This window comes from Enterococcus sp. FSL R5-0957, assembly GCF_038008005.1.
In the GTDB taxonomy this organism is placed as follows: Bacteria; Bacillota; Bacilli; order Lactobacillales; family Enterococcaceae; genus Enterococcus_B; species Enterococcus_B faecium.
Genome location: NZ_JBBOYG010000002.1, coordinates 225,837 through 239,447, shown reverse-complemented (window position 1 = coordinate 239,447; position 13,611 = coordinate 225,837). Strand labels below are relative to the sequence as shown.

At 34.8% G+C, this 13,611-nt stretch carries 13 protein-coding genes, 3 pseudogenes and 1 other annotated feature; of the genes and pseudogenes, 14 read left to right on the top strand and 2 right to left on the bottom strand.

Annotated elements, in window-relative coordinates:
* Positions 1–1,165 precede the first annotated feature (1,165 nt).
* From MKX69_RS13755 to MKX69_RS13730, 6 genes and pseudogenes are all read left to right on the top strand, one after another.
* Positions 1,166–1,252 (top strand): annotated as a pseudogene (locus MKX69_RS13755) (single-stranded DNA-binding protein); the annotation flags it as partial.
* A gap of 554 nt (positions 1,253–1,806) precedes the next feature.
* Positions 1,807–2,031: pseudogene (locus tag MKX69_RS13750) on the top strand (type II toxin-antitoxin system RelE/ParE family toxin).
* 259 nt (positions 2,032–2,290) lie between these two features.
* Positions 2,291–2,545: an AbrB/MazE/SpoVT family DNA-binding domain-containing protein gene (locus MKX69_RS13745; RefSeq protein ID WP_002290397.1), complete on the top strand. Its 255-nt coding sequence runs from the start codon at positions 2,291–2,293 to the stop codon at positions 2,543–2,545.
* Complete coding sequence (locus MKX69_RS13740; protein ID WP_002290394.1) at positions 2,546–2,863, top strand: type II toxin-antitoxin system RelE/ParE family toxin; 318 nt, start codon at positions 2,546–2,548, stop codon at positions 2,861–2,863.
* A 464-nt stretch (positions 2,864–3,327) separates the two neighbouring features.
* A complete protein-coding gene (locus MKX69_RS13735) occupies positions 3,328–4,287 on the top strand; it encodes an IS30 family transposase (protein WP_002330482.1) in 960 nt (319 codons plus the stop codon).
* Between the two features lie 104 nt (positions 4,288–4,391).
* Complete coding sequence (locus MKX69_RS13730; protein ID WP_002287920.1) at positions 4,392–5,072, top strand: IS6-like element IS1216 family transposase; 681 nt, start codon at positions 4,392–4,394, stop codon at positions 5,070–5,072.
* 153 nt (positions 5,073–5,225) lie between these two features.
* Here the strand turns inward: MKX69_RS13730 and MKX69_RS13725 are convergent, their stop codons facing one another.
* Positions 5,226–5,456 carry a hypothetical protein gene (locus tag MKX69_RS13725; RefSeq protein WP_231598371.1) on the bottom strand — a complete coding sequence of 77 codons (231 nt, stop codon included), beginning with the start codon at positions 5,454–5,456 and terminating at the stop codon, positions 5,226–5,228.
* Between the two features lie 223 nt (positions 5,457–5,679).
* Positions 5,680–5,928 (top strand) — a binding site (T-box leader).
* A 101-nt stretch (positions 5,929–6,029) separates the two neighbouring features.
* Here MKX69_RS13725 and MKX69_RS13720 point away from each other — a divergent pair.
* From MKX69_RS13720 to MKX69_RS13705, 4 genes are all read left to right on the top strand, one after another.
* Positions 6,030–6,869 carry an SAM hydrolase/SAM-dependent halogenase family protein gene (locus MKX69_RS13720; RefSeq protein ID WP_341010578.1) on the top strand — a complete coding sequence of 280 codons (840 nt, stop codon included), beginning with the start codon at positions 6,030–6,032 and terminating at the stop codon, positions 6,867–6,869.
* Between the two features lie 70 nt (positions 6,870–6,939).
* Positions 6,940–7,491, top strand: coding sequence for an ECF-type riboflavin transporter substrate-binding protein (locus MKX69_RS13715; RefSeq protein WP_005876741.1), 552 nt, complete (start codon positions 6,940–6,942; stop codon positions 7,489–7,491).
* A 16-nt stretch (positions 7,492–7,507) separates the two neighbouring features.
* Complete coding sequence (locus tag MKX69_RS13710; RefSeq protein ID WP_021109053.1) at positions 7,508–9,199, top strand: ABC transporter ATP-binding protein; 1,692 nt, start codon at positions 7,508–7,510, stop codon at positions 9,197–9,199.
* Entirely contained in the window at positions 9,186–10,019 is an 834-nt protein-coding gene (locus tag MKX69_RS13705; protein ID WP_005876744.1) for an energy-coupling factor transporter transmembrane component T family protein, read from the top strand. Before MKX69_RS13710 ends, MKX69_RS13705 begins: the two co-directional genes overlap by 14 nt.
* A gap of 192 nt (positions 10,020–10,211) precedes the next feature.
* On the opposite strand, the pseudogene MKX69_RS13700 reads toward MKX69_RS13705, so the two are convergent.
* Positions 10,212–10,592, bottom strand: a pseudogene (locus MKX69_RS13700) (PH domain-containing protein).
* Between the two features lie 802 nt (positions 10,593–11,394).
* Between MKX69_RS13700 and MKX69_RS13695 the strand changes: the two are divergent.
* The 4 genes from MKX69_RS13695 (at position 11,395) to MKX69_RS13680 (ending at position 13,106) form a co-directional block, all read left to right on the top strand.
* The gene (locus MKX69_RS13695) at positions 11,395–12,075 is read left to right on the top strand and encodes an IS6-like element IS1216 family transposase (protein ID WP_002287920.1); all 681 of its coding nucleotides are present in this window, start codon (positions 11,395–11,397) and stop codon (positions 12,073–12,075) included.
* A complete protein-coding gene (locus MKX69_RS13690) occupies positions 12,076–12,336 on the top strand; it encodes a restriction endonuclease subunit S (protein WP_341010583.1) in 261 nt (86 codons plus the stop codon). It begins immediately after the preceding gene.
* A 208-nt stretch (positions 12,337–12,544) separates the two neighbouring features.
* Complete coding sequence (locus tag MKX69_RS13685) at positions 12,545–12,823, top strand: DUF2089 family protein (RefSeq protein WP_002330374.1); 279 nt, start codon at positions 12,545–12,547, stop codon at positions 12,821–12,823.
* Positions 12,816–13,106 carry a hypothetical protein gene (locus MKX69_RS13680; RefSeq protein WP_024636107.1) on the top strand — a complete coding sequence of 97 codons (291 nt, stop codon included), beginning with the start codon at positions 12,816–12,818 and terminating at the stop codon, positions 13,104–13,106. The genes MKX69_RS13685 and MKX69_RS13680 overlap by 8 nt, the downstream gene beginning before the upstream one ends.
* Positions 13,107–13,611 lie beyond the last annotated feature (505 nt).

Below are 13,611 nucleotides of genomic sequence, written 5' to 3'. Positions count from 1 at the left end.
TGTAGATCCTCTACTTTCACGTTGTTTTATTTATGTAAAATTACCTACTCTTTTCGAAAATAGCAAAGATAAATAAAAAATGCAAACGCATTAAAACTGTTTTTTAATTAAATACTACCTAAAATAAGAAATAAAATGAATTATGTACTACCTTTAAAGTCATTAAGAACTACTTTAAATAAATATTATTTATAATTAAATACTACCAGAAGAACGTATGAATAAAATTTAGTTTTAAAATTAAAGATAATTAAGTACTACCAGTGTCAAAACAAAAAATAAATTAAGAACTACCTTATGCATATAAAACATACTACCATTACTAGTAATATATACTACCTTATTTCAGTAGTATATATTATATTATTCTTATAAGACAAGGCTTTAGGCTAGAAAACAATAGATTATATACTACTAAAAAATACAATAAGTACTACCAATGTCAGATATATATAATAATTAAGTACTACCATTAAAATTAACTTATTTAATAAGATACTACTGTGTTAATCTGAAAAAAATTACTTTAAAGTAGTTACATACTACCTGTTAAATTAGATACTACCATTAATACTTAAATCAGATACTACCTATATTTATATTAAGTACTACCGTTCTAGGAATAAGATAATAAAAAAATACTACCAAATTGCAATTAAATACTACTTAAAATGTAAAAAATAAGAACTACCCAAATTAGGTAGTTCTTAATAAGAGAATATCAGATAAATTTGTACAAGTCATAAAAAAATTAATCTTAAATTTTTAAATATATATACTTGTTAATTATAAACTACTTTATTTAGGTAGTACATAATTAACAGATAAAACTACATGCTTGTAGTTTGTCTAGCTAATGAGTTGCATATGATTTATATAAAGGTGTGCAGCATAACTTAGTTGAAGTTAAGAGAATAGAATAAATATTTTTTGTTTTGCTAATAATTAAACACTACCTAAATATGGTAGTGTTTAATTATATAATATTCATTTTGTTACAAATAATCGTATTATAAAAGCATAACAATTGGGATAACTATTTTTTAGATTATTTAAGTACTACTTAAATTAGGTAGTACTTAAATTTTGGTTTAAGGTAGTAGGTAATTAAGAAATGATATATATCTTCTTTTATAATAGAAGGGGAGAGGCCTAGTTAAAAGCAGCGACAATTAATAACAATGTATTTAATGCTTCACAAAATCCATTTGGTGGACAATGCATTGTTATTAGCGATGATCTACCGTTCTAAGTAGTTTTTTCTATTGGTTGCATTCGTGACTAATTATGGTATAATTATGAGTAACAAAGAGGTATTTCATTATATCACCAAACCCCATCAGCGTGCAGGCTGATGGGGTTTTTTTTTACGTTTCTATATTATAGAATTAACGGGTAGGCTTACTGTCTTTTTTGGCAATTTTGCAATCAAGCCATTTGCAGAGGTAACTGCACACTACATCTGCAAGTGGCTTGATTGCAAAAACAAAATCAAAAAGGTATTTCATTATATCTCCTCCTCCCCTTGCCAGATTAGGCCCGGGTAGCAGACAGCAAAACTATTATAACATAACTGAAATACCTAAATGACATATACAGATATGATAATTTATGTATTGATTTTTCTAACAAAAGCACATATTTTAATATATACTACCTATTTTAGGTAGTATATATTTTTAGATACAATATCGATCAGTTTTGAGGAAATGAAATTCTAGATATTTTTTGCTACATAGAGTTACTTTCAATATTTTTTAACGTAATTAGGCAGAAGTCACTCATCCTCTATAGGTTTGTGATGAAATTGCTATTGATCCATTTAAGTAAGAGCAAAAAACTGGAGGTTTATCAGGTAATTGGTCTAATGGATTTAAGTATGCGGTCACCGTGTATAGAGTTGCTTATGAGATTCAAGAAAATAAAGTTATTCCAGTATTGCTATATGGAACACATAACAATTTTTATGAATTAGCCGAGAACACTCGCAACTTTATTCGTGTAGATGAATCGGCTTCGGTTGAGTTATAACTTTAGCTATATCAATCAACTGACCGACATATGTTAAATCTATATATAATAAAAATACCTACTTAAATGGATGTTAACGGAAGTGTATGGTGAGTAGTTCACTCGTATTTTGATATCGTTTGTATATGTTTTCAGCGTTCTAAGTGGCTTATTTTGTCCAATAATAATATGGAGTGGAATCCCTTAAGAAACACCGTTGGCAATTGTTGTTATAACATGTTATAATTTATTCATCAAAAACTAAAAGGAGTGTGATAACATGGGAAAAGAACTAAAGGTTAGAAAGATCGGCAATAGCGTGGGAGTGATCCTTCCAAGCTCTCTTGGATTAAAAAGCGGAGACACTATCCAAGCCAAACAAGAAGGCAACTTATTCATATTAGATACTACTCAAATAGCAAAAGAACACGATCGCAAATTGATTGAAGAAAGTTTCCAAGACTTTGAGAAAGGTTTAACAGTTTCAGAAATTGAAATGGTAAAAGCTTTCGGAAAATACGGCTGGAGTGAATAGATGAAAGAGTACACGCTAGTTTATTCTAAAAGTTTCCAGACCAGCCTTGAAACGATAATAGAAGAATGGGAAAATGAGCTTGCTCTTTCTCCAGCCAGCATAAAAAGATTTGTAGGTGCGATCCAGAAGGCTTTAGAACTAACCAAAAATTTTCCAACTATGCATGAGGAAGTTTCCGAAATCTATGGAATGGATATCCCAACATATCGGATCGTGATCGGCAAAAGCTATGCCTTATTTTATCGGATCGACCATGAAAAAAAAGAGATACTTGTAGGACGTATTTTCCAATCTAAACAAATGAAACTAGGCTTTTAACAATAATTAGGCAAAAGTCGCTCATCCTCTACAGGTGGGTGATTAATGCCGCTCGATATGGTTGTTAACCGTCGGTTACTCGAAGATTGATATATAAGACTTAGTACCTTTTTATTTTGCTCCATGTTATGGCCGAAGGTCTAAAGATACAATCATTAGTCTAGAGAAAAATTAAGAACCGTAGGAACTACGGGGATCGCTTGGTGAATAAGAGACACTGCTATTAGTGAAAAAATAAGATATCAAGTACGCTCTATTCCCAAAAATTTCGTGACTTTACTCATGAGAGGTTCAAGTAGTATATTTTTAATCAAATTTGACGTAACTTTTAATAAATACTACCTAAATAAGGTAGTATTTATTTTTGTGTTCGCCGATTGTAAAATTAAGCTAGACAACTAAAAAAGCCATTTGTGCTACACTCAAAATAGTTCTGACCAAAGAATTATAAGGAGTGAGTACAAATGACCTATACCCATCTTACAACGGATGAACTTGTAATGATAGAGTCTTATTTCAAAATAAATCAATCTGTTGCGAAAACTGCGCATTGCTTGAATCGTTCAAGACAAACGATCCATAAAGTATACCTATTCTTCAAGCAAGGAAAATCAGCCTTAGAATACTATCAACAGTATAAGAAAAACAAATCAAACTGTGGTAGACGCCCGCTTGTTTTACCCGAGGAACAATCAGAATATATTCAAAGAAAGGTTGTTCAAGGATGGACACCCGATGTGATTGTTGGTCGTGCAGCGTTTCCTATTCGTTGTTCTGCTCGTACCATTTATCGTATGTTCAAAAAGGGGCTATTTAATCCTTCTGACTTACCGATGAAAGGCAAGCGTAAACCGAATGGACATCAAGAAAGGCGTGGAAAACAAGCTTTCCGCCGCTCTATTCATGAACGTGAAAAAGATTATAGCCAATTCTCAAATGAGTTTGGTCACCTTGAAGGTGACACTATCGTAGGTCTGAAACATAAAAGTGCTGTAATTACCTTAGTTGAACGATTATCAAAAGTTATCATTACATTGAAACCGTGTGGTAGACAAGCGATTGATATTGAAAAAAAATTAAATCATTGGTTTGAATCTGTACCGAAAAATCTATTCAAATCCATCACTTTTGATTGTGGAAAGGAATTTTCAAATTGGAAACAAATCAGTAATGCCAATGATATTGCCATTTATTTCGCTGATCCAGGAACACCGTCTCAAAGAGGCCTAAACGAGAATTCTAACGGATTGTTACGTAGAGATGGTTTATTGAAATCTATGGATTTCAATTCAGTAGATGAATCTTTTATTCAATCTGTCACATCTAAACGAAATAATATTCCTAGAAAATCACTGGATTATCGAACACCTTTGGAAGTATTTTTGAGTTACGTAAGTATTGATGATTTGTCTAACTTAATTTGACAATTAAGAGTTTTAAAAGAGGAAGTCCAAGGTTCTGTTGCAAAGTTTTAAATCTACTATCAAATAAGGTAGAATAATAGAAAAAGATAGCAGGAGGAATGACGATGAATCATTTTAAAGGAAAGCAATTTCAGCAGGATGTGATTATTGTAGCCGTGGGCTACTATCTTCGTTATAACCTTAGCTATCGTGAAGTTCAAGAAATCTTATATGATCGTGGCATTAACGTTTCTCATACGACGATTTATCGTTGGGTGCAAGAATATGGCAAACTACTCTATCAAATTTGGAAAAAGAAAAATAAAAAATCCTTTTATTCATGGAAAATGGATGAAACGTACATCAAAATTAAAGGAAAATGGCATTATTTGTATCGAGCCATCGGTGCAGATGGTTTAACCTTGGATATTTGGTTACGTAAAAAACGGGACACACAAGCAGCCTATGCTTTTCTTAAGCGGTTAGTGAAGCAGTTTGATGAACCGAAGGTTGTAGTCACAGATAAAGCCCCCTCTATTACAAGTGCCTTTAAGAAACTAAAAGAATACGGCTTTTATCAAGGGACAGAACATCGTACCATTAAATACCTGAATAATTTGATTGAACAAGACCATCGTCCAGTAAAGAGACGCAATAAATTCTATCGAAGTTTACGCACTGCCTCTACCACGATTAAAGGCATGGAAGCCATTCGAGGATTATATAAGAAAACCCGAAAAGAAGGCACTCTCTTCGGGTTTTCGGTCTGTACTGAAATCAAGGTATTATTGGGAATCCCAGCTTAAATCATAGATACCGTAAGGGATTTTATTCTTTATTTAAAACTTTGCAACAGAACCAATAAGATCATCGAAAGGACAAAGTTTTTGCGCAAGTTCTTTTGCAATCAATTCATACTGTACGCTGAAATTATCAACTGTAATCATTCTACTTTGAAGTTAACGGACAAAATATTTTTCTATACTTGGCAAAGTCAATTGTTTTGCAGCGGAAATGGTTTGATCAAAAAAAGATTGATCCTCAGGCTTTTTGCTTTTTAAATGGGAAAGACACACCATTATATCTTGTTTTGTATACTTTTGTTGATAGTTATTTATTTGTTGCTGGCGATAGGAAAATATAGAATGGAGTAATTCCTGTTTTAAACTATTCTTTTCTTCTGGTTTCATACTAGCTGCCTCTTTTCGAATAACTTTTTATACAGTATGAAGTAAAAATTCCAACAATGGACAACAGTTTTTTTCGCTGTAATTAATTTTTATTTTTGAAAAAAGTATACTTAGTAAAATCGATAGCACAAAAATCAGAAAGTCAGCATTAGACTAGCTAAAAGAAAAAATTTTTTTCTTGATTGACAAATCAAATGAACTCTGCTATTTTATTACCAATCATTAAAACGCGATGAAAAAGAAAGTAGAGTAACCATGTACGCTAAAGAGAATTCCTGCTTGGTGAGAGGGGATGCGCATCAATTACTTGAAAATGGCTTTTGAGCGGATTTCCCGACTTTATGAAGGAAGTACGGTTGTCCCCGTTAACAAGGCACAGTCTCCAAGATGCAAACTTTTTGGGTACTGATCGAGATGAAATCTGTGAGGATTTTATGATTAAAGGTGGTAACGCATGTCCAATGCCCTTAGCAAATTTTTTGCTAGGGGCATTTTTTGTATTTGCTTTTAAGCAAGGATGACTATCTCATAAAGAGACTCATCGGACATAAAGAATTGGAAGGTGGACGAATTATGGCAGGATTTTTAGTAGTACAAACCGATTTTGGGTTGCAAGATGGCGCGGTAAATGCAATGTATGGAGTGGCTTATCAAGTTGAGCCCAACTTGATCATCAATAATCTCACTCACGAGATTGAACCATACAATATTCATGATGCAAGTTACCGTCTATTGCAAGCAGCAAGTTATTGGCCAGCGGGCACGGTATTTGTTTCGGTTGTTGATCCTGGGGTTGGTTCAACGCGTCGAAGTGTCGTGGCAGAATTAAAAGATGGGCAATATGTCATCACGCCAGACAATGGGACATTGACATATTTGGCACAATACGTAGGAATCAAAGAAGTCCGTCAAATTGATGAAGAAACACAGCGTTTGCCAGGTTCATCAGAAAGTCATACATTCCATGGACGCGATGTCTATGTATACAATGGGGCTCGACTAGCTAGTGAAAATGTACGATTTGACGAACTAGGTTCAGTCATTCCAACGAGCGAGTTAGTAACATTCCCATTGATCGCTCCTGTCCAAAATGAACATACAACGACAGGTACGATCGATATAACCGATATTCGTTTCGGCTCACTTTGGACGAACATTCCGGTGGATTTTTTCAAAAATTGGCAAATTGAATATGGACAAAGCTTACTAGTAAAAATATACTATCAAGGTGTAGTCCGTTACCAAGATAAGGTTGTCTTTGGACGTTCGTTTGCTCAAGTAGCGCCAAAAAAAGCGGTATTATACATCAATTCATTATTGAACGTTGGTTTAGGGATCAATCTGGATTCATTTTCAGCTGTATATAAGATCGGAACAGGCAATGACTGGACGATCGAACTGACAAAGAACTAAGAAAAGAACTAAGAAAAGAACTAAGAAAAGAAGCACTTATTACGTATTAATTAAAAAGGGGTAAAAAAGTATGAGTAAAAAATTCACGGTAAAACACATTGTAGCAATTGGTATCGGCGCAGCGGTCTTCTTCATTTTGAAACGTTTCGTAACTATTCCAACAGGGATTCCTAATACGGATATCGCAACGGCGTATCCTTTCTTGGCATTGTTAGGCGTTGTTTATGGCCCTATCGTTGCAGGGTTAGCAGGCTTTATCGGTCATGCACTTGGTGACTTGACGACCTATGGGGCATGGTGGTCATGGATCATTGCTTCAGGTATTTTAGGTGTCTTCTTTGGTTTGTTAGCTAAACGTATCCCAATCGAACAAGGAACTTTTGGGAAAAAAGAAATCGGGACATTTCTTGTTGGTGAAACGATCGCCAATTTGATTACATGGGTAGTGATTGCACCAATCGGAGATATCTTGATCTATGCGGAGGCACCAAGCAAAGTCTTTACACAAGGTATCGTTGCAGGGATTACAAATGCGATTGTAACAGGTGTCATCGGTGTTATTTTGCTAAAAGCCTATGCACAGACGAAAACGAAAAAAGGTAGCTTAAATAAAGAAGATTAGAACGTGAGGATATAAAATGATCGAGTTTCATGATTTTACATTTCAATATGATAGCCAAGCCGAACCCACGCTGAAAAATATCAATTTGTCCATCAAACAAGGAGAAAAGATTTTGATCATGGGACCTAGTGGCTCAGGAAAATCTACCTTAGGGAAATGTTTGAATGGTATCATCCCGCAAAATGAAAAAGGTAGTTATACTGGGAGTTTGAACATCAACGGGAAGTTGTTTGGTGAATCCACCATCTATGACCTTTCGTTAGATGTGGGGACAGTATTGCAAGATACGGATAGCCAATTTGTTGGCTTGACAGTGGCTGAAGATATTGCATTTTCATTGGAAAACGAGATGATTGAGCAAACGGAGATGCGCAAGGCGGTAAATTATTGGTCTGAAAAAACCAATCTATCGGAACAATTAGAAAAACGCCCACAAGATCTCTCTGGTGGTCAGAAGCAACGTGTAACGATGGCTGGCGTCTTGATCGATGAAACGCCGATCCTTTTGTTTGATGAACCTTTAGCCAATCTCGATCCACAAACGGGGTACGAAGCGATTCAAATGATCGACCAGTTGTATCAGTCGCAAAAATTTACAACAATCATTATCGAACACCGTTTGGAAGAAGTTTTAGCAGCACCAATCGATCGTGTTATTCTAATGAACGAAGGAACGATCATCGCAGATAGCACGCCAACAGAATTACTAAAAAGTGACCTTTTGACAATGTATGGTATACGCGAACCGTTGTATATCTCTGCTTTGAAACGTGCGGGTATTTCTTTGGAAGAGTTTTCTGATCTAACACAGGTCGATCAACTAGTTTCCCCAGAAATAGCAACGGCATTAGCCAAGGATCAGGGAGAATTCAAAGCAATTCCGTTAAAAGAAACGCCATTACTGACACTGAAAAATATTTCCTTTGGCTTTGGGGATGAGCAAGTCATCAAAAAAATTGACTTGACACTCTATCAAGGAGAAATGGTCAGTCTTGTTGGGCATAATGGGGCAGGAAAGTCTACGCTGTCGAACCTGATCACAGGTTTTTATCCTCTTCAAACAGGTGAACTATTGTGGAAAGGGCAATCCATTGCAAATGAAAGTATCAAGGAACGAGCCGATAAAATAGGTTACGTGTTGCAAAATAGTAATCAAATGCTATCGAAGAATATGATTTTTGAAGAGGTCGCATTAGGGTTGGAGAACCAGGGTGTCGAACCTGAGGAGATCCAGGAAAAAGTTTTTGACACATTGAAGGTCTGTGGACTCTACGAATTTCGTAATTGGCCAATCTCTGCATTGAGCCATGGGCAAAAACGCCGAGTAGCAATTGCAGCTATTTTAGTACTCGAGCCTGAATTGCTGATCCTTGATGAACCTACAGCGGGGCAAGATTATTACCATTATAATGAAATGATGACCTTTTTACGCACGTTGAACCAGCAAGGGATTACCATCTTGATGATCACCCATGATATGCACCTGATGTTGGAACACATCCGACGGACGTTGGTATTGAAACAAGGACAGATCATCGCGGATGAGACCCCTGCCAATGTCTTATCTTCGGCAGAATTAGTTGCCTCAGCAAGTCTGCGTGAAACGAGTCTCTATCGTTTGGCACAAAACAATCATTTAGCAGATGCCACCGATTTTGTGTCGGCATTCATCCAGCATGAGGAGGTGCCTACTGATGGCAGACAATAATTTGATCGGTTATTTGCCGAAAAAAACGGTGATCCATCAACTTAGCGGCTTCACTAAATTGTTGTGCTTTTTAATGATTTCAGTAGTTGGGATGATTTCTTATGACACACGTTTTTTGCTAGTGCTTGCGCTTTTCTCTATTATTCTTTTTCGAACAGCAAAAATTACGTATCGTGAGATTTCCTTTGTATTGAAATTCATCGCATTCTTTTCGATTTTGAATTTATTGACGGTTTATCTATTTGCACCAGAATATGGCGTGACGATCTATGGGACAAGACATGTGATTTTTGAAGGAATCGGCCGATATACACTCACACAAGAACAACTTTTTTATGAGTTCAATCTGCTGATCAAATATTTCGTCACGATCCCACCAGGGTTGATCTTTATTTTGACGACGAACCCTAGTGAATTGGCATCAAGTATTCATCGAGTAGGTGGATCATATAAGATCGCTTATGCTTTTTCTTTAGCATTGCGTTATATCCCAGATATTCAAGAAGATTTTCGAACGATTTCAAAAGCACAGCAAGCTCGAGGAAATGAGCTATCCAAGAAAGCCTCGTTGATGAAACGAGTACGTGGCAATTTAACGATTGCGATTCCTTTGATTTTTTCCAGTTTAGAACGGATCGAAACGATTTCTTCGGCGATGGAGCTTCGTCGTTTCGGTAAGAAAAAAAGCCGCACTTGGTTGTTAGCTAAACCCTTGAAACGCAATGATTATTTGGCATTATTACTGGTAATCTTATTGTGTGCTGCAGGAATATCTTTATTGTTCATCAATGGCGGACGCTTTTATAACCCGTTTCGCTAGAGTTTTGGATATATATCAAGACAAAAAATTGGAAGACTGGAAATCTTTTTTACGATTTTCAGTCTTCCAGTTTTTGTTTGTTAGTGAAATCCTCATTGACTTACTCATTATCGAAAAAATTGATTTTTCGGTGGATTTTCTGTCAAAAACAAGGACGGATCATTGTTAGATTGGTTCAATGATTTTCAATAGTTAGAATAAAACAGCAGAAGCTAATGCTTGTTGAATAGCTACAATATTTTTGTCCTTGCGGAATTGTAGACTCTCGGCTGGAAGTTCAGCGCTAGAAATCCAAATTTTCAACTCTGCATCCAAATCAAAATGACCACTTGTTTCTACAGAAAAACGTGAGATTGATTTATAAGGAATCGACTTATATTCTACTTTTTTACCAGTGACACCTTGTTTGTCAACGATAATCAATCGTTTGTCTGTAAAAACAATTAAGTCTCTTACTAATTTAAAAGCTAAATCCACGTTTTCATTAGGTACTAAGACCCCTTGTAGTTCTTTTTATACAGATTTATTATCATGTTGTGCAGCATTTCCCATTAGTCCATCGAATAATCCCATTTCTTGATTCCTCATTTCTGATATAATAGATTTGTCATTTTTAAAAGATAGTGAGTGTGGGACAAAGTAAGAAACACTTCTGTCCCAGCCTCGGGTTAATTTTTATCAAAGAAAGCGACAAGGCTTTCTAGCAGAACCTATTCATTTGTCTTCAAATAATTCAGTTTATATTCGTAAGTTTGACCAGATATCTTCCTAAAAGTCCTTTTTTAGTTTTTTACTAAAGAGTATACTTGGTCTTCATGATCATGTATTCACAAATGCATAGGAATAGCAAATCGATATCTATGTTTAACTATATATTTATGATGACTTAAAAACTGATGTGTGTCAATGAGTTAGTCAATTTTTAGTTTACAAATAGAACCGTCGAAAAATAGTTTAGGAATTCATTAGGAGAAAACGAAATAAATACAAAAATCCGTATTACTTTAGTTGTTACTGAAACTGCTGACTAGTACTTGTTACATGAATTTCTGAGCAAATTGGATTTATTAAAGAATACAATTATGATGATATTTATAATAATATTATCAAATGAATAGTGGTAATGTAGCGAGAAAATCGACAACTAAAATAGCAGATAAGCCAAACAAGAAAAACATTTAGATTTATAAATTTAATTATTGGAAGGTTGATGAGTAATGATCACGATTATGGATTATCCAGAATATAAAAAGAAGTATCCAAAAAATTCTATGTCAGAGTGGTTTGCGTATCAGGCTCCGGGTTCTGTTGCAAAGTTTTAAATCTACTATCAAATAAGGTAGAATAATAGAAAAAGATAGCAGGAGGAATGACGATGAATCATTTTAAAGGAAAGCAATTTCAGCAGGATGTGATTATTGTAGCCGTGGGCTACTATCTTCGTTATAACCTTAGCTATCGTGAAGTTCAAGAAATCTTATATGATCGTGGCATTAACGTTTCTCATACGACGATTTATCGTTGGGTGCAAGAATATGGCAAACTACTCTATCAAATTTGGAAAAAGAAAAATAAAAAATCCTTTTATTCATGGAAAATGGATGAAACGTACATCAAAATTAAAGGAAAATGGCATTATTTGTATCGAGCCATCGGTGCAGATGGTTTAACCTTGGATATTTGGTTACGTAAAAAACGGGACACACAAGCAGCCTATGCTTTTCTTAAGCGGTTAGTGAAGCAGTTTGATGAACCGAAGGTTGTAGTCACAGATAAAGCCCCCTCTATTACAAGTGCCTTTAAGAAACTAAAAGAATACGGCTTTTATCAAGGGACAGAACATCGTACCATTAAATACCTGAATAATTTGATTGAACAAGACCATCGTCCAGTAAAGAGACGCAATAAATTCTATCGAAGTTTACGCACTGCCTCTACCACGATTAAAGGCATGGAAGCCATTCGAGGATTATATAAGAAAACCCGAAAAGAAGGCACTCTCTTCGGGTTTTCGGTCTGTACTGAAATCAAGGTATTATTGGGAATCCCAGCTTAAATCATAGATACCGTAAGGGATTTTATTCTTTATTTAAAACTTTGCAACAGAACCATTCGAGTTACCTCACAACGTTCAGGACAACCTGGGGTAAATGCAAAAGAATACTCTACCTTTGAAATAAGTGTTCCCAGTTATGAAGAACAACGAAAAATCGGCTCATTCTTCAAACAATTAGATGATACTATCACTCTTCATCAACGTAAGTTAGATTTATTGAAAGAACAGAAAAAAGGCTTTTTACAAAAGATGTTTGTTTAGGGTCTATAAATCTAAATAACAATTTTGTACTAAATACTTTTTAAATAGTCTTTCAAAGCGGCATTGTTATCGCTTTGAAAGACTATTTTTGTCAAATTCGGAGTCAAATTAAATCGGTCAACATATAAAAAATAATGTCTTTTGTTGACATTTATTATAAATAATGTTAAATTAAAATAAATATTATTTAATTAAGGAGGGGAGAAATATGAACTGGTTTTTAACACTAGATCAAGCGGACCAAGAATTTGTTAAACAGTTAGTACATGCTTCGGGCTCTCTAAAGCAATTGGCAAAGGTATATCAAGTAAGTTATCCGACCGTCAGAATGCGCTTGAATAAAATTATTCAAAAAATTGATTTAATTGAACAGGATAATACAAGTACCTTTGAAGCCAAAATTATGCAATTGGTAATTGACGAAAAAATATCGTTAGACTTAGCAAAACAAATTATTGAAGATTTTAAGGAGGAAAAAAATGAGTGAGTTTAAAGGGCTTTTAATGGGTATGTTGATTGTAGCTATACTTTACGTTTTAGATAGATATTTGCCAAAATGGTTTGGAGCGATTCCTGGAATTGCTTTTCTGTTATTAATGGTTTATATCATCTTTACTAAGGATCAGTCTTTACTAGCCAAACTAATGGTATTGATTGTGGGAGAGGCACTTTTAAATGGTATCTGGTTAGAGGCACTGAGGGATAGGAAGAAGAAAGCCAGCAAAGAAATCGAAAAAATGAAAGCTAAGGATATATCACGAAAAAAATAACACTTTTTAGGGCTTACAATCTTCAAATAACTCCTATAACAAGAGCAGCACCGAATCATTACTTACTCTTGTTGCGTTTCATATTTTAAAACTACACTATTGTTAGCTGTTGTCATATTGATTGGAATTTTTGTTAGAACATACTTTTTGGGGTAGGTAGTTGCTCATGAAGACTATTATCTTGGCTTGAGGTGATGGCATTTTTTATACACTTTAGCAGCTTTGCTCCTACCAATGGGGTCTATAATTAGATAATAACCCCTATACAACGCTATTAAAATAACACCCGTTATCTATTGGACAGGTAATAGGGGTTATTTTTATGTTTTTTGATATAATAGAACCAAAGATGGAGGGATTATTTGGGATGGTAGGCATGCTTTTACTAGCAATCATGTTCATTTTTATCCCTGTTTGTTTTCTTATCGTAAATTGGGAGCGATTAAAAAGTTGTTTTCAAAAAAATAACAGATGAAACCCTTGCTACAAGCGGAAGAGTAGACAG